Source organism: Paenibacillus sp. PvP094 (assembly GCF_040546835.1).
In the GTDB taxonomy this organism is placed as follows: Bacteria; Bacillota; Bacilli; order Paenibacillales; family Paenibacillaceae; genus Paenibacillus; species Paenibacillus illinoisensis.
On the sequence record NZ_JBEPOM010000001.1, the window covers coordinates 1,015,326 to 1,032,753 of the forward strand.

The following is a 17,428-nucleotide window of genomic DNA, read 5'->3' on the forward strand; positions in this document are numbered from 1 at the left end:
TCGCATAGCTATCCCAATTGAAAATGACCAAATCGGGCAGGTATATGAAAGTTTACAGCCCCCGTGGGCTGCCATGCCTGATACTCCCGATCTCCCTACACATTCTCATCAATACGGTAAGCGTTGACCCTCCAGCATACGCCTTTCGTCAGGGGCGACTTGAAGTTACTCGCTGGAATATGGATCACATACACCCGATGGCCCTGACGATCCACTTCTACAGCCGTTTGCAAACCCTCCAGCTGCCAGGTTACATCTGTTTTCAATTCCGAACCTTCGCCGTTATTGTGGATGAGTGCATCAAATATTACGTTGTGCGGACTGACCTCCAGTTCGATGTAGTTCCTGCCATCGCCCTGTTCATCAATGAACAGTTCAACCACATCCTGCTCATACAATGGCTGATCCCTTTCCGTGAAATCAGATACGACATGATCATCCTGGCATACAAAGCGAATATGCAAGTATTCGGGACTCCAGCCAAAACGGACTTCTGTGGATTGATGAGGCGGTCTGCCGGTTACTGTATCCACCAATTCCACTGGAACACATCGTTCCCAATCCGCAGCCGATGGGAAGCCACACTGTGAAACTGACCTGAGGGGTTCGCAGCAATAACTCGTGCTCCGTTCGACCGGGAGAGAGTGCATCGTAATCCTCTCCTTTTTTAGCTTAATCCGTGATGTTGTCTCATTCGTAAGAACATGTAATAATACATATATTATAAATAAATTACACGATTATTTATTTAGGTGATCAAGAGATTATTTGCACAATTCCGTTTAGTTTTAAATAAATCTATTTAGGCTAATCTCATCAAAAAAGGGGATGGAATTTATGTCTCTCCAACGGGCGGTATATCCTCTGCAACGAACCACAAATTACAAAGAATGGTCCCCGAGCGTACATTACGCTCAGTTCCAGAGTCTTCCTCCTGGCAAACTGGCCAAGCGGCGTCTGTATGATTTTGAACTTCTGTACGTCTCTCAAGGTGAAGCTGCAACTTATATGAATGATAAACACCATATATTGAAGGCAGGTCAGCTAATCCTGCTACCTGCCGGGGTTTATCATCAAAATGAGGTGGTTTCGAGCCCAGAAGCACGTTTCATTGGCATTCACTTTGATTTTTTCAACGAATTGACCATTCTGACCGAGGCAGACATGGTTGTGAACGAGGAGACGGTTCAGCATCATAAATTCGGTGTGGAAGCTTGCGCAGAGGGCATGACGCCGCTATCTTCCAATCCGGTATATACCCCCTCTCCAGCTGCCGTGCAGCTTATGGAGCAATTGGTTCATGAATTTACGATGCGCCAATCGGGATATGAACTGGTATGCAAAGCCTTAATGCTGCAACTATTGACCCATCTGCTGCGCTCATCCAGGCGAAGTTCGCCGCGTCATGATTCAGTACACGGAGATAAACTGCTCGAACTCATGAAACGTATAGAGGTCGCTCCATCCGACCCGTGGACCAATTCGAGCATCGCCAAACAATTGAACCTGAGTGTGGATCACATGGCCAAATTGTTCAAACAGATGGCAGGCATGCCGCCCAACAAATATATTCAATCCATCCGCCTAAGCGAGGCACGCAAACTGCTGCGGGAAACGGATTATTCCATCGAGGCTGTGGGTGTACAAAGCGGTTACCCTGACATTCATTATTTCAGTCGCATGTTCAGCAAATATGAGGGCATCTCACCCCGGGAATATCGGAAGTTGTCCAGAATGCTTTGAAAATCTTTCTATTCGGCCGTATGCTGCCGTTTCAGCAAAAAAAGAGTTCCCTCCTTCCAAACCAGGACAAGGGAACTCTTTCTTGAGAACGATGTATTCAAGCATTAGCCTGTTACATGTACAGAATGATGGCCTGTTTCGCTCGCTCAGGCACAGTGATCAGACTTCTCGCCTACCATTGGAAGACTGGCGGAGTATACAGCGGTACGGTACGATCATTTTGATAGCCACTTCATATGAATGATCCAGATAATCGAGCAGCTGTTTAACCGCGAACATGCCCATCTCCAGCTTGGGCACATGAATGGTCGACAATGGTGGAGAAGTGAATTCGGAGATTTCAATATTATCTACCCCAAAGAAGGCGATATCCTCCGGAATGCGGAGTCCCTGCTCAGTTGCAGCACGCATGGCAGCAATCGCCATCATATCACTGGCCGCAAAAATGGCAGTAGGTCTGTTTGCATTGTTGGTAAATGCCCGCTTGGTCAATTCATAACTCAGCGAAACATCCCATTTCACATCAATCACCCAATCATGATCAATAGATAATCCCGCATCAGTCATGGCACGCCGATAACCAAGAAACCGTTTTTCCTCTAGAAAATCATTCTTGAACTCTGCTCCACCAATGTAGGCAATGATCCGATGCCCTTGGTCAATCAGATGATTCGTTGCCTCTCTGGCAGCTTCTTCTCGATCATAACCAACGACCGGAATGTCCGGGTCCGTAATATCCACACCCACAACAGTTCGTACATTGGCCTTGAGCCAGCGATAGGCTTCCGGATCAATCCGTTCCACCACAATCATGCCATCAATCTGATGTTCCTTTACCAGAGACTGCAGCTGCACGATATCCCCATCGTTTTCGATGCTGTACACAAATTCCAGACGCATGCCTGCTTCAGCAAGCTGCTTCTCAATGCCTTCCATAATGACTGAAAAATAAGGACTGTTGTATTTATTTTGGGGGATGGCAACCACACAGCCGATTGCATATGCCGTTTTGGGCTGAACCTTTTTCTTCTTGGCCGGGCGCTGTGAACGGTAGCCCAGCTCCTCAGCGGTGTCCCATATTTTTTTACGGGTTTCATCGCTGACCGATCGATTGACATCGTTCTTCATCACACGTGAAACGGTAGAGATCGATACACCAACGCGGTCTGCAATATCCTTCAATTTTGCCATGTGAAGTCCCCACCTCTCCTCTAACTATGTATTTAAACCCCATTCGTATTGGGGCAATTTTATCTCTATCAACACAAATTTGCGGCAAATATAATTCTATATTTCTACTGGCCAGAAGTCAATGAAATGGTGCATGGGCACTGTCTTTAATAAAATAATAGCGGCAGTCAGGGAATTTTCTGCCCCCCATAACTGCCGCAATTTTAATTCTTTTAGGAAAACGTATGAAGCCTATACACCACTTTATCTGCTTATTGCATCTTGGAGGCCAAATCCTTAAGCGCTGCGTTCAGATCACCATCTCCGGCAAGTGGAAGTTTGAGTGATTGCTCACCATACGTCCAGACCAGATCGGTTTTCTTGGTTGTAAAGGGAGATACAATGCCATACTGCTGCGCATCCAGGAAGATTTTATTATCTTCACCTACAGTGGCAATATAAGCATCCGCTGCAGCCTTGTTAGCCGGAATCGAGTATCCCTGTTTCGCCAGTTCTGTCTGTCCTTCCGGACCTGCGAGCCAAGCGAGCAGCTTATAAGCTGCCTCTTCATGCTTGGTATTGGAGCTGATTGCAAGACCTGCTGGCTGAACAACGGTTTGGTTGGTTTTGAATTTTGGCAAATAGGAAATGCCGTAATCCACACCAGCCTCGTGGTAGTTGGTTGTATTCCAGCTGCCACCCGGATTCATGGCTACTTTGGATGTCGTAATCGCAAGGTTCACCTGTCCACCCATACCTTCAATCTGTGCAGGGGTGGTGTTAATCTTTTTAGTTTTGGTCAAGTCGATAAAATAGTTCAGCACTTCCATCGCTTCAGGCGTTTCAAGCGCAAGTGAACCATCGTCATTCACCAGCTTCGCACCATTGGACCACAGCTCTGGCTCCAGGAACCAATCCATTGTTGACCCTGGTGAAATGGACAAGCCCCACTGCACAATGTTACCGGCATCAAAACCCGCTTCGTCTGCACTTTTCCCGTTCTTATCCAGTGTCAGCTTGGTAGCAATGTCTGTAATTTCATCCCACGTTGGCTCAAGCGATGGAACGGGAGCTTTATGAGGATTGGTCGCTTCATTCTCAAAGATTGCTTTGTTGTAATACCAGACGATGACATTGGCATCGATCGGCAAGGATACTTGTTTGCCCTGATACTGGTGAAGTCCCAGCAGACTTTTGTCTACATTGTTCAGATCAAACTGATTTTCTGCCAGCAAGCCGTCCAGTTCCTTGAAAATGCCGAGCTCAGCGTATTTCTCAACGTATGCATAACTCGTTTTGAACACGTCCGGAAGTGTGCCCCCAGCTGCATTCGCTGTCAGTCCGTCCCAATAGCTGCCCCAATCCTTGCCTTCGAGTTTGACCTTAATATCGGTATTGGCCTTCATGAACTGATCCAGCAGTTCCTGTGTACGATGAAGCTCTTCTGCCGTCCCCCACTGGGAGTATGTGATCGTTACAGGTTCGCTCTGGCTGCTGCCAGAACCGGAAGAGTCGGCGTTTTCGGATGATCCCCCATTTCCACATCCACTGATTACCACCATTGTCGCAAGTACAAGTGCCCATACATTGAATAGCCGTTTACTCTTCGCTCTCATATACACAACTCCCCTTTAAGTCATTTCAATAAGTCCTGTTCACCTGAAAACCGGAAAGCAGTCACCACTTTATCCTTTGGTGCCCGTAAGCACCACCCCCTCAACGATATAACGTTGTGCAAACAGATACAGCAGACCGATCGGAACAATACTGATGAATGCACCCGCAGCAAGTGCCGGCAGATCTTGGCTGGTTTGACCAATCAGCAGCTGCAAGCCCACGCTAAGCGTGAACATTTCTGCATTTTTGATATACAGGAACGGCCCCAGAAAATCGAGCCAGGAGTTCACAAAAGCAAAAATAATGGTTGTCATAATAATGGGTTTGGACAGCGGCATAATGACCCGTGCATATACCGTCCAGCGATTGCCGCCGTCGAGATATGTAGCCTCGTCCAGCTCCTGGGGAATGGTCATGAAAAACTGTCGGAACAGGAAGATATAATAGGCGCCTCCGAGCCAGGCTGGCACAATGAGCGGCAACCAGGTATCAATCCAGTTCAGCTTGGAAAAAAGAACATACGAGGGAATCATCATAATGGATGGAGGAATCATTAAGGTAACAAGCACAACCGGGAACAGAATATTCCGGTATCTGTTTGCAAAACGGGAAAAACCGTAAGCGACAAGCGAGCTGGACACCACTGCTCCCGCTGCAACAAAAAAGGAAATGATAAAGGAGTTCTGAATCCACTGCCACATCATCGGCTGCACAGCAAACAATCGTTCAAAGGCTTCCAGACTGAATGTGTCTGGCAGGATGGTTGGAGGTACCTTGTAGGTTTCCGCTTTGGTTTTCAGCATGGTCGAGAGCATCCATACCAGAGGCCCTGCGAACAGCATTAATGCTACGATCAGCATGGTATATTGGGACGTTTTTATCGCTATTTTTCGGCTGTTCATGTAACTCTCCTCCTATCGTTCTCCCTCGTAATACACAAAGCGGTTCGATACTTTCATCAGGATCAGGGTGACAAGCGAGATCACGGCGAACAGGAAAATGGACTGCGTCATCGCCATGCTGAATTTCAGATCGGTAAAGGCCGACTTGTAAATATTGTAGACAAACGTATAAGCAGAGTAGTTTGGACCACCCTTGGATAACAGCAGCGCTTCCGTAAACATCTGAAAGTTATACATCGTCTGAATAATGATGACAAACAGGATGGAAGGACTGATCATGGGCAGCGTAATTTGGAAAAAGCGACGAATCCCGCTTGCACCGTCAATGGCAGCAGCTTCATACAAATGTCTGGGTACATTTTTCAGTGCAGCCAGGAAGATCAGAACCCCACTGCCCGAAATCCAGACCTGAAGCATGATGATGACCGGCTTAATCGTATGCTCTCCGCCAATCCAGTCCACTTTGCCAATACCCAGCGCGCCAAGTCCGGCATTCAGGATGCCGAATTCGGAGTTGAACACCAGTCGCCAGATAATAACCGTTGCCACAATGGGTACCAGGGTCGGTAAATAGAAGAAAGTGCGGAACAAGGCAATACCTTTGACATTAAAATTAAGCAGCATCGCCAGACCCAGCATACCTGCCGTTACGATCGGAACACCGAATACCACGAAAAACATCGTGTTCATCAAGCTCTTCAAGAAGATGGGATCATCCATCATGTGTGTAAAATTATCAATGCCAACAAAGTTGTAATTGGTTGCTCCCGGAAGCCTTGCATCGGTAAAGGCGTAGAAGACCGAGGTTCCGAAAGGAAACAGGAAAAAGGTAATAAATCCGATGATCCAAGGCAAAATGAAGAGAAAAAACAGCAGTGTGTCATATTTTCTCAACCTGTTCATGATGACACCCCTCAGCCTGAAATTTCTTCTAAATAGACATACCGCTCTTCCAAAATGGATTTCTCTGCAGCCAGGGCAATAAGCAGCGCGTTACGACCAACTTGTGCACTCGCGAAAGGCTGTCTGCCTTCCTGTACACATTTCAGAAAATCAATGCGCTGGGTCTGTCCCCCGGTATGTCCGCCCATGATGGAATCCGACGAAACATCAATGTCCAGGTGATCCTTTGTCCAGTCCTGCCCGCCAACGATATCAATCGTCTTGTCATTACGGGCCACCATCTGACCGCCATTCTCTCCGATCAGGCCGATCTCAAGCCCTTCTCCCATCAGATTGCGTGGTTTCAAATACATGCACAGACCCAGATTGGCTTTGCTGCCGTTATCATAATCAATGGTGATAAAGGCATGATCGACAATGGAGGTGTCCGAGATTTCTTTCGTCGGATAGTGACTGTATGAATTCTGAATCCGATTGGGCTCCCCTTGCTTCATGACATGCTGGCCTCCAGAGGCAAACACGCGGACAGGCTTCGCCTGGATCATCCAGTTGAAAATATCGAAGTGATGACAATCCTTCTCTACAATCGCTCCCCCGGACTTGGACTTGTCATAGAACCAATCCGCAGGTGGGAACGGGTCACGGAATTCCTTACACCACATCAATTTCACGTCACCAAGACGTCCGTTCTCCAATTCCTTCTCCATTCGGCGATACAGATTCGAATACCGATAAACCAATCCGATTTGCAATACCCGTCCCGAGGCTTCCGCCGCTTCTATAATGGCATCACAGTCCTCAATCGTATGGGCGACCGGTTTCTCCAGAAATACATGCTTGCCCGCTTCCAGAAAAGCGACTGCCACTTCGCGATGCAGATAGTTCGGTACACTGATGACCACCGCATCCAAATCTTCCTTGGCAAGCAGCTCACGATAATCGCTAACGATGGTGGGGTTGCTATTCTTGAGTTCAGCCAGCGTACGTGCCACATTGGCTTCATTCATATCACAGATATAACGAACCTCACTATCCTCGAGCAAATCAAAACCAATGCAATGATGTGACCCCATGTCTCCTACACCGATAAAAGCCATTTTTATCTTCTCCATGCTTACACTCTCCGTTGCTCGTTAATTTGCGGCAAATGCCCTAAAGCTAGTTCAATGTCAAGAAATCTAACAGGACTGTGACTATGTATCGATAGTAAAATAGTTTTAATCCCTTGTCAATTGATTTTGGCTAAATTTTAAAATATTTTGCGGCAACATATTCGCTGTCTATTTCACATACCTCTAAACTATATATCTCTTTATTTATCGTAAATTAAGCGTTTACATTTTTACTGTATTATCATATACTTTAATTTGTATTCATTTTTATTTGCGGCAAATACTATGATTAATTTATGAATAATTATATTCAAAATTCAATGAAACACTCTTATTTCCAATAGGAAATCACAATAAATTTCAGAAAAATACTTGTTGAATCTCCTGTATTCATCCCCTATAATGCAGTTTAGACATAGAATATAAGAACTGAAAACACATTTTATATTTGCCGCAAACCAAAATTCCACCTTTCCACTTGTTTATCTCCTTCTAACTACCATGATTCTCACATAAAACGTCACTATTCCTCCACTTTATGTGGATCAGAAAGGAGTTGAACTCTCCTAACTCCCCCTCACAAAGAAACACGAGGTGGGCCGAACGAATTATCATTCAAATCCATTATTCAGGAGGTATACCATGACAAGATTATTTGATCAAAGCAAGCGGAGCTTTGGACTGTTTTTGGCTTTTATCCTCATGATTACCCTGCTATTGCCTGCGGGAGCCTTACCCAAAGCCTCTGCTGCAAACATCACCATTGATGGCAATGTCAGCGACTGGAGCAGCGTTAGCTCTCTCAGCACCAATAGCGGCACTGCCCAGACGCTCAAAGTAACCCATGATGGAACCAACCTCTATCTGCTTATTCAAGGCTCTGGTCTGAGTACAACGATGGGCAACTTCTGGATCAATACGGATAACAATACTTCAACTGGTTACCAGGCTGCCGGCTGGGGAGCTACAGGTGTGGAGTGGCTGCTTGAAAATACGGGGTTATATCGCTACGGCGGCAGCGGAACCGATTGGAGCTGGAATTTCAACAGCACGTTGACCAGCTCCCAATTCTACCGGAGCTCCACCGTCATTGAGGTCGCTATTCCTCTCTCCACACTGCAAATCAGTGCAGGCAGCACAGTGCGAGTCGGCTATATCGACAACAGCTCGGATACGTCGAGATTGCCTGCGGCTGGACAATCATTGCCCGCTTACCTTCTGACCTCAGCTGGATCGGGTGGTGGTACGGGCAACAATACAGTGGTGAATCCCGTAGAACTGGACAGCCCACTCAACAATCCATTCAAAGGCTGGGCGCCTTCGGCCAAGAGCACGACATATCCACAGCCACACAGGCTCGTATATGCCGGAGTGACCTGGAAGGAGCTTGAATCTACCAAAGGCACATATGATTTTAGTGCAATTGAAGCCGCCAACAATTTTGCCTATTGGAAAAGCAAAGGCGTCAAAGTGGTGTTTCGCTTCATTCTCGACAGCCCGACAGGACAGGCTCACCGGGATATTCCCGACTGGCTCTACAATGACATGGTTGCCCGTGGAGAATCGCCAGGAACCGTATACAACGATACAACCGGAGGCATGGGTACGGGCAACAACATGGGCTTCTCTCCCAATTACAACTCCACCTATCTGCAAGAACGGCACAAATTAGCCATCGAAGCCATTGCAGCAAGATACAACACGAATGATCGTCCGGTCGCCTTTGTCCAGATCGGTTCTCTCGGACACTGGGGCGAGTTCCATACGTGGCCTTATATCGGACCTAATGGTGAAACCAATTACACAGGTGCTTTCCCGACCAATGACATCTCGAACAAGTATGTTCAGCATTATATTGATGCCTTTGCCGGCAAAGAAGATAAAATGCAGGTTCTGATCCGGCGCAGTATCGCCCTCGCCAAAACCAATAACAAAGGCATGGTCATGGGCATGTTTAACGATGTGTTTGGACATAAAGACAGCTTTGATGCGGATTGGGGCTGGTACACAGGCACCCAGAATGGCTATTGGGATGACATCGGTCAGCAGCAGCCAGGACATCCGAACTTCTGGGAGACGCGAATCTCCGGGGGTGAATTTTATGGGGGCACTTCCGGCATGCTTGCAGCATTAACCAACGGTAGTGGATTTACGGAAACATTGCGTCAGACGGAGCTAAGCAAACCCAGCTGGTTGGGGCCAAATTCCCCTGCCTCGCTTCCTCTGAATCATGCATTACAGGCCAATATGGATGCACTTAAGAAACGAATGGGTTACCACTTTGTCGTGAAGGAAATTTCGCATCCATCCACCATTAGCGGAAGCACGTTTACAACAACGATTAAAGTGGAGAATAAAGGCGTACAGCACTTCCCGTTTGCCTGGCCAGTTGAAATTCAACTGCGCAGCGGCAATACCGTGGTCGCCAAGAAAACAACAACTGTTAATCTGACCACGTGGAAAACAGGTACCTATACCCTGACTGATTCCATTCCGGTCTCCGGTCTTGCTGCCGGAACCTATGATATCGCGATTGCGATCATCGACCCGGAAACAAATAAACCTGGCGTAGACTTTGCCAACACAAACAAGCTGACCGACGGATCGTTCAAACTGAGCAGTGTAACGAAGTAAATGTCAGATGTTACGTTGTATGATGTAATACACTCATTATTGTACGTGTAAATTACAAGAGCAGGAAAGAAGGCATAACTTCCCATGCCCTCATTCCTGCTCGAACGCTAACGTACATCAGGCACGTTATTCGAGGGTTTTGGCATGATCTCAAAATTTAACGAACTTCAGAAGCCTTATATTCAAATTTCCAGGACAGAGTCAACTTAAAATACACTCATTCAGGGTCAATAACATCTCTGGGGTTCCTTAGAATCTCATAACCTATGTATTTCGGCAAATAATGTTCGTTACAATACACTCTCCCCTTGCTTAGCCTTCATTGCAATAACATGTTGACTATATGGCATCCGCGAACGATCTCCACTTCATATCGCACATATCAAAAAAAAGGATTGGGCTCCCGTCCGGGGTTGGTATTATCCCCTCATGGTAGACAGTGAAAAAAGAGGACATGTTACAATGAACTCAAACACTGGATACCGGAGGGGATTTTGGTTATGCCAGCAAAGAAAGGTCAAACCTTTAATCGATATAGCGAAGAGACGAAGAAAGAGGCTATTTGTCTTCGAACGGAAGAAGGTTGGAAATACAGTCAGATCATAGAGAAGTTTGGGATTAAGAGCGAGAGTCAGATTATCACATAGGTTCGTAAAAGCCAAAACGGAGAGAGCTTTGAGGATTACCGTGGACGTTGGACAAAGAAGCATTTTAGTAGTGCAGTGGTAAGGAATGTCTCGTGGTGAATCACAAAAAGGTATGCCGCTATGAGATTTCTATTTTTTTATTGTCTACTTGACGGGGCTATGACCCCTTCGCGTATGAAGGTTCTGCCTTTGCAATTTGCTTTTAACCTATATCAGGGTGGAAGCAAGCGCAGCCAGCAGCAGGACCGCCACCCAAACCAGTATCAAATTCGCCATCATTAATGCAGCTTTGAACTTATAGTTATTATAGAACGCCCAGCAAGTGAATGATGCAAGGACGGGAACCGGATACGTAGCCATCACCCCTGCGGCAATGTACTCCAGTATGTAATCATCTGTATTGCTGCTGGCGAACATATAGAAACTGATAATTAACATATAAGGATAGGCTACCAGAGTAATCAAATTGATTGCGTTGATGGATAAAAGCCAGTATGCTACGGTACGATTTTTCACAATTAGTGACCTCCCGGAAACACAATCTCAGTTCATTGGATTCTAGCTATGATCTAAAACGAAACAATACTGGAGGCAATGCCGACTAATATGATTGCCGCAACCCAGAACAACAATAAATTACCGATAACCAGGGCCCATTTAAATTTACGTACATGATAGAAAATCCAACAGCTGAGTGACAAGAGAACAGCAACAGGATATGAGGCCATAATATAGACCGTTATATAGTTGGATATATAGTCATGTGATGTCGGCGCATCAAACATAAACACACAAAGCATAAGCACCACCGGGTACCCAAGCAAAGTGATTAGATAGACCGCATTGAAAAAGAAGAGCGAGTAAGCAACTTTTGCATTCTTCATCCAACAAGTACCTCCTGAAAAATATCTCGTTCCAGTATATCCTGAAGTTGACATATCGTCACGGATGTATTTTCCAGAAAATTCAATACGGTCTTCTGTCTATATTTCCTATCTTCTCCCTTAGCCAGGCTCTGCGCCGCGCTTTCCCACACCTTCGAAAAATCGGCAAAGAGCAGGGAATCAAGGGCTTCATGCCCTCATCCCTGCTCTTTTACTGTAATAATAAAATCTAATATGAAAGATCCCCTGACTCACAGACTACTATTGTGCTTTCTTGCGCAGCTGGCTGTAATACAGTTCACTGTAGAAGCCGCCCTGCTCCAGCAGCACATCATGTGAACCTTGTTCCAGCAGCTGCCCATCCTTCAGCACCAGAATCCGGTCTGCCTGCCGAATGGTGTTCAGCCTGTGGGCAATGACAAAGCTGGTACGTCCCTGCATCAGCCGCTGCAATCCCTCCTGGATTTTGATCTCCGTAACGGTATCAATGCTGCTGGTCGCCTCATCCAATACGAGTATGGACGGATCAGCCAGAATTGCCCGGGCAATGGCAAGCAGCTGCTTCTGCCCTTGACTGATGCCGCTTCCGTCAGCCTGAAGCACTTTGTCATACCCATCCTTCATGCGCATAATGAATGAGTGAGCATTGGCCAGCCTTGAAGCTTCTTCCACTTCTTCATCTGTTGCATCCAGACGGCCAAAACGGATATTTTCCCGTATGGTCCCTTGGAACAGAAATGAATCCTGGAGCACAAAAGCCATGTGGGAGCGCAAGTTTTCACGCCGAATGGTCGTAATGTCCCGTCCATCAACCGTCAACATTCCCGCTGTCGGATCATAGAAGCGGGACAACAGCTGAATCAAGGTTGTTTTCCCGGCTCCCGTCGGCCCCACGAGGGCAATCATCTCACCCGGCTTCGCCTCGAAGCTGATCTCATGCAAAATGTTGCGTCCCTCATCATATCCGAAGGAAACCCGATCGAAGCGCACGGCTCCTTCTACCTTGTTCAGAGAAACCGCAGCTCCTTCATCCTTTGCTTCCTCATCCTCGTCCAACACTTCGAACACCCGCTCAGCCCCGGCAATCGCGGACAACAGCGTATTCCACTGGTTCGCAAGGTCATTGAGCGGACGAGTGAACTGACGAGCATACTCCACGAAGATGATAATGACCCCAACGGTAACCGTACCCTGGATGGCCAAAATCCCCCCGATCCCTGCCACAATAGCAAAGCTCAGGTTGTTCAATCCATTCATCAGTTTGGGGATAAAACCGGAAATGGTCTGCGCCCAAAAACCGGATACCCGGATTCGGGTATTCCGCTCTTCGAATCCGCGAACCACCCGCTCCTCCTGGGAGAAGGCTTTGATGATTCGTTGTCCGGACAAGGTCTCCTCAATATACCCGTTAAGTTCACCCAGATTACGCTGACGTTCTTTGAAAAGCGGTCCGGTTCGACGTGTAATCCAGCGCATGCCAATCGCCATCAGCGGTACGACGATAAATGTCAGCAAGGTCAGCAATGGACTTAACCAGAGCATCACGCCAAACGTTCCCAGCAGCGTCAACACACTGGAGAAAATCTGAATGGCCGAGCTGTTCAGCGTACCGCTGACATTCTCGATGTCATTCGTAACCCGGCTCATGATCTCACCCTGCTGACGTTTGCCGAAGAATGGAATCGGCAGCTTATGCAGATGGGAGAACAGATCGTAACGCATCCGGAAAATGGTCTCTTGAGCAATCTCGATCATCCATATATTTTGCAGCCAGGATGTGAGCGAGAACAGCACGTACACCGCAGCAAGACCCAGCAGAAACGTCATCCAGCTGGAGCTTGTCGCTTCTCCATCCATATAATTGTCCACGGCCACACCGACCATGTACGGACCAAGCAACGCCAGTGCGGAACTGGCAAATACCATCAGCAGCACCATCGTCAGCTTCACTTTGCGGCGGGCCAGATATGTCCAGATCCGGCCCAGTGTACCGGACCAGTTCTTGGCCCGTGCCTTCGGCTTACGACCTCCCCCTGCTTTTAGGGCTTCGGGGTCCAGTGGCGGCGGAGGCTGACGGAAAGGTTCAATGAACGCTTTGAACATGCGGTGTACCCTCCCCGTATTGTGATCCATAGATTCGGCGATACAGCTCGGACGAATCCATCAGGTCTTCGTGTTTACCCTGTCCAATCAGACGTCCATCGTCCAGCAGCAGAATCAGATCCGCAGAGGTCGTTGAGCTGATTTTCTGGGTGATGATAAAGGTTGTACAAGATAGCTCTTCCAGTGCATCCAGCAGCCTCGCTTCCGTTGCCACATCAAGTGCACTGGTGCTGTCATCCAAAATCAGAATACTCGGACGTCTGATCAATGCGCGTGCAATGGACAAACGCTGCTTCTGACCACCGGACAAGTTAACACCGCGCTGGCCCAGCTGCGTATCATATCCGTTCGGGAGCTTCTCAATCGTGTCGTGAATCTGGGCGCGCTTCGCAGCTTCCTTGATCTCTTCCAGCGTCGCGTTCTCCCGTCCCCAGGCAATGTTATCCCGCACAGAGCCCGTGAAGAGTACCACCTCCTGCGGCACGTAACCGATTGCTCCCCGCAATGCAGGGATTGCCAGTTGGTCTGCATCTCTGCCATCAATGAACACCTTGCCCTGATCCTCGGTATACAACCTTGGAATCAGCTGTACGAGTGAGGATTTACCTGATCCTGTCGCTCCCATGATGGCGATGCGCTCCCCTCGTTTGGCGGAGAACGTAATATCCTCCAGAACCGTAATATCACTGTTCGGATAGCTGAATCCTACACCCCGAAATTCAACGGCACCTTGAACAGGGTTAGCTCGTTTAACCTTCTCGCCAGTCACGGAATTTTGTGCTGAAGTTGTATTCTGAACAGTCTCCGAACCATCCTCCGTATCAAACACCTCATTAAGCCGCTGTGCCGAAGCACTGGCTCGGGAGAAGGTCACCAGAATCCAGGACAGGGCAGACATGGCCCCAATGGTGCGAAGCAAATAATTGATGACCGCGACCACTTCACCAACGCTTGCGCTGCCGGTGGAGATGTCACGCCGTCCGAACCAGAGGACGGCGATGATGCAGCCATTCATCATGAGCAGCATGAATGGCATTGTGGTTTCCGTCAGGCGTAGCGCGGAGATCGTACCCTTCATCAGCTTGCCGCTGAATCCGGCAAAGCGCTCGATCTCATGGCCCATGCGGACGAAGACACGGATGAGCCGGATGCCTGTCAGATTTTCCTGGATGACTCCGTTAACGGCATCCAGTCTGCGCTGCACATTGCGGAACAGCAGCGCGGCCTTTTTGATCATCCAAACTACAAATACGAGCAGTACAGGCACCATCACCACAAGCAGCAGCCCGAGCCTTGGATTCACGATAACGGCCATAATCATGCTTCCGATAACCACCAGCGGTACACGGGTCATGAATCGCAGACTCATGAATACCGTATCCTGCACCTGGGTCACGTCCCCGGTTAATCGGGTAATCAGCGATGACGTGGCGAATCGGTTAAATACGGCGTAAGAGAACGCTTGCACTTTGTCATACAGCTTCTCCCTCAGGTCATATCCGAACCCCAGACTCGCATGTGATGCAAAAAACGAACTGGCAATCCCGGCAGCAAATGCCACAACGGCACTGCCTACAAGCACGCCGCCCCACAACCAAACCACGGACAGATCACCTTGCTGGATCCCGTTGTCAATGATTTTGGAGATCAGGTAAGGCTGAGCCAGTTCCACCGCCAGCTCAATCAGCATCATGACCAGTGCTGCGATCGCGGCAACCCGATACTTCTTCAAGTAGTACAACAGCTTGATCATTACCATTCCTCCGGCACCGGAGCGCTAGATTACCGTGACTCATTTTGTGTCTACGCAGCCAGCTCCGTTAGTCTCTTTCTTAAACTCTATGTAAAATTTCACGTACCCAATACGATTATTATATCGCATTTTCCACGATCAAATCGTTAATATCTTCATTCATTTTCATTATTAACCTGAAATGGGCGAGAGGTTATCTATTCAGGACAAAAAAACCTGGGCAGCAGGCCCAGGTTTTCTCATCAACTGGTTATTATAACTCAGGTTTCTCCAAAACCGATCTGGGGAATCTTTCACTCCGCCTTCTTGAAATCAGCCTGCTGCTGTTCATAGATTTCATAGAAATCGTCCCAGACCAGAACATTATCCTTTTCCTTGCTCCACCAGTCCTTATACCATGCTTCAATCTCCGGTCCGCCGCCCTGCTCCCACTTCTGCTGAGCCTCTGCCGCGGCCTGTTCAACCGTATATTTGCTGCCGCCGATGATGGAACGGGTGAAAATATCGTTGATGGCTGTCGTTACATTGGTCAGCTTCACCTGAAGCTCCTTCGGCAGCTGCGGCATATGTTCCGAGTGGGTCACGCCCTCTCCTACCGGAAGATCCGTCATGTACACTTCTCGCGCTTCCTTGAAGAGGCGCAGCCCTTCCTTCTGGGATGGGATCTCCTCGCTGAACAGCATTTCGGTATACCCGCATTTGCCTTCCTCCATACGGCTGTACATCATGGCATAGTCTCCTGCCCAGCTGATCTCCTGCTTGTATTTCTCCTGATCGGAGATGCGCGGACAACCTTGCTCATTCAGGGTGTAATGCGTGCCTTCAAATCCATTTTTGAAGGTTCGTCCAGACTCTGTTTTGGTCAAAAAATCAATATACTGCATGACCGCTTCGGGATTTTTGGCGCGTGCATTCACGACCGCCGTCATCTGCACCGGGTTGTTCCATACCATCGTGTACTGTCCGACCGAAGTGGTTGGCAGAGCGATAACTTTTAGTTTAGCTTCCGGAACATTCTGCATCAACGTATCCAGTTCTTTCGCCGCAAAACCCGTATAGTCCGAAGTCATGGCAGCATACATACCGATTTTGCCATTCAGGAAATCCTGCTTCGCCTTGGCACCGTCCTTATCGGTCAGAAAGTCCTTATCCACCACGCCCGCTTCAAACAAGGCGCGTTTAAATGCAGTCGCTTCCTTCATGTGGTTGGGACCCACAACGACCTCTCCATTCTCAACATTGACCCAGTTGGCGTTGAACATATAGCGGAACAGACCCGCTGTATCCCCGAATTGAAACCCGCCGATGCCATATGTATCATTCGCGCCGTTTCCATCAGGGTCATTTTCCGTGAAGGCTTTGGCAACGGCCAGCATCTCTTCCTCGTTCGTCGGCACCTCCAGATTCAGCTTCTCCAGCCAGTCCTCCCGGATGAAAAAGCTCGTCAGCGGAAACACCTCGTTCATGCGACCGACTTCGTACAACTTGCCATCGCTTTTGATGCCGGCCTTCTTCAGCTGAGGATATTTCTCCATGAGTGCTTTGTATTCCACACTGGAGTTCTCGATCAAGTCATCCAGCGGCATAAGCTGTTTCTGATTAAACAGGGTATTGCGGATGGGCGTACCGAATTCAAAAATGACATCCGGCGCGCTGCCTGAAGCAAATAATACGTTTAACTTGGATTGGGATTCCCATCGGGGAACTGCCGTATATTTGACATTTGCCGGACCGTTCTCGTTAATCCACTTGGACCACATATTATCTTCAATCGTGCCCATACCGCTCGGAACCGCACCCCGATCATAGATCGTTGAGGTGATATTCCCTCTGCTGCCTTCGCCTTCCGCCTGCTCACTGCCGCCCCCTCCTGTGCAGCCTGCCAGTAATCCGCCGATCAAGCCCAGAACGAGACCCGACTTCACCCATGCCTTCATCGTTAACGCCATAGATAAGACCC

At 48.2% G+C, this 17,428-nt stretch carries 14 protein-coding genes; 3 read left to right on the plus strand and 11 right to left on the minus strand.

The window, feature by feature from the left end; translation table 11 throughout:
• Window positions 1–95: 95 nt before the first annotated feature.
• On the minus strand, window positions 96–650 hold the full coding sequence (locus tag ABIC22_RS04880; protein ID WP_354478843.1) for a carbohydrate-binding family 9-like protein: 555 nt from the start codon (window positions 648–650) through the stop codon (window positions 96–98).
• A 187-nt stretch (window positions 651–837) separates the two neighbouring features.
• Here ABIC22_RS04880 and ABIC22_RS04885 point away from each other — a divergent pair, with 187 nt between their 5' ends.
• A complete protein-coding gene (locus ABIC22_RS04885; protein WP_354478846.1) occupies window positions 838–1,743 on the plus strand; it encodes an AraC family transcriptional regulator in 906 nt (301 codons plus the stop codon).
• Window positions 1,744–1,902: 159 nt separating this feature from the next.
• On the opposite strand, the gene ABIC22_RS04890 is transcribed toward ABIC22_RS04885, so the two are convergent.
• The 5 genes from ABIC22_RS04890 to ABIC22_RS04910 all read right to left on the minus strand — a co-directional run bounded on the left by ABIC22_RS04890 (window position 1,903) and on the right by ABIC22_RS04910 (window position 7,447).
• Complete coding sequence (locus tag ABIC22_RS04890; RefSeq protein ID WP_154892815.1) at window positions 1,903–2,934, minus strand: LacI family DNA-binding transcriptional regulator; 1,032 nt, start codon at window positions 2,932–2,934, stop codon at window positions 1,903–1,905.
• A gap of 251 nt (window positions 2,935–3,185) precedes the next feature.
• On the minus strand, window positions 3,186–4,529 hold the full coding sequence (locus tag ABIC22_RS04895) for an ABC transporter substrate-binding protein (protein WP_354478849.1): 1,344 nt from the start codon (window positions 4,527–4,529) through the stop codon (window positions 3,186–3,188).
• A 69-nt stretch (window positions 4,530–4,598) separates the two neighbouring features.
• Entirely contained in the window at window positions 4,599–5,432 is an 834-nt protein-coding gene (locus ABIC22_RS04900; RefSeq protein ID WP_154892817.1) for a carbohydrate ABC transporter permease, read from the minus strand.
• 12 nt (window positions 5,433–5,444) lie between these two features.
• Entirely contained in the window at window positions 5,445–6,335 is an 891-nt protein-coding gene (locus ABIC22_RS04905; RefSeq protein ID WP_337034323.1) for a carbohydrate ABC transporter permease, read from the minus strand.
• Window positions 6,336–6,346: 11 nt separating this feature from the next.
• Entirely contained in the window at window positions 6,347–7,447 is a 1,101-nt protein-coding gene (locus ABIC22_RS04910; protein WP_354478853.1) for a Gfo/Idh/MocA family protein, read from the minus strand.
• A 642-nt stretch (window positions 7,448–8,089) separates the two neighbouring features.
• Here ABIC22_RS04910 and ABIC22_RS04915 point away from each other — a divergent pair.
• Window positions 8,090–10,081 (plus strand): DUF4832 domain-containing protein, encoded by a 1,992-nt coding sequence (locus ABIC22_RS04915; RefSeq protein ID WP_354478854.1) that lies wholly within the window; start codon window positions 8,090–8,092, stop codon window positions 10,079–10,081.
• A 500-nt stretch (window positions 10,082–10,581) separates the two neighbouring features.
• Window positions 10,582–10,728 (plus strand): transposase, encoded by a 147-nt coding sequence (locus ABIC22_RS04920; RefSeq protein ID WP_354478856.1) that lies wholly within the window; start codon window positions 10,582–10,584, stop codon window positions 10,726–10,728.
• A gap of 207 nt (window positions 10,729–10,935) precedes the next feature.
• Here the strand turns inward: ABIC22_RS04920 and ABIC22_RS04925 are convergent, their stop codons facing one another.
• The 5 genes from ABIC22_RS04925 to ABIC22_RS04945 form a co-directional block, all read right to left on the minus strand.
• Window positions 10,936–11,244 (minus strand): hypothetical protein, encoded by a 309-nt coding sequence (locus ABIC22_RS04925; RefSeq protein ID WP_127538508.1) that lies wholly within the window; start codon window positions 11,242–11,244, stop codon window positions 10,936–10,938.
• Window positions 11,245–11,297: 53 nt separating this feature from the next.
• On the minus strand, window positions 11,298–11,612 hold the full coding sequence (locus tag ABIC22_RS04930; protein WP_127538507.1) for a hypothetical protein: 315 nt from the start codon (window positions 11,610–11,612) through the stop codon (window positions 11,298–11,300).
• A gap of 261 nt (window positions 11,613–11,873) precedes the next feature.
• Window positions 11,874–13,715: an ABC transporter ATP-binding protein gene (locus ABIC22_RS04935; protein ID WP_354478859.1), complete on the minus strand. Its 1,842-nt coding sequence runs from the start codon at window positions 13,713–13,715 to the stop codon at window positions 11,874–11,876.
• Entirely contained in the window at window positions 13,696–15,468 is a 1,773-nt protein-coding gene (locus ABIC22_RS04940; protein ID WP_354478861.1) for an ABC transporter ATP-binding protein, read from the minus strand. The genes ABIC22_RS04935 and ABIC22_RS04940 overlap by 20 nt, the downstream gene beginning before the upstream one ends.
• Before the next feature lie 293 nt (window positions 15,469–15,761).
• A complete protein-coding gene (locus ABIC22_RS04945; RefSeq protein ID WP_354478863.1) occupies window positions 15,762–17,417 on the minus strand; it encodes an extracellular solute-binding protein in 1,656 nt (551 codons plus the stop codon).
• Window positions 17,418–17,428: the final 11 nt, after the last annotated feature.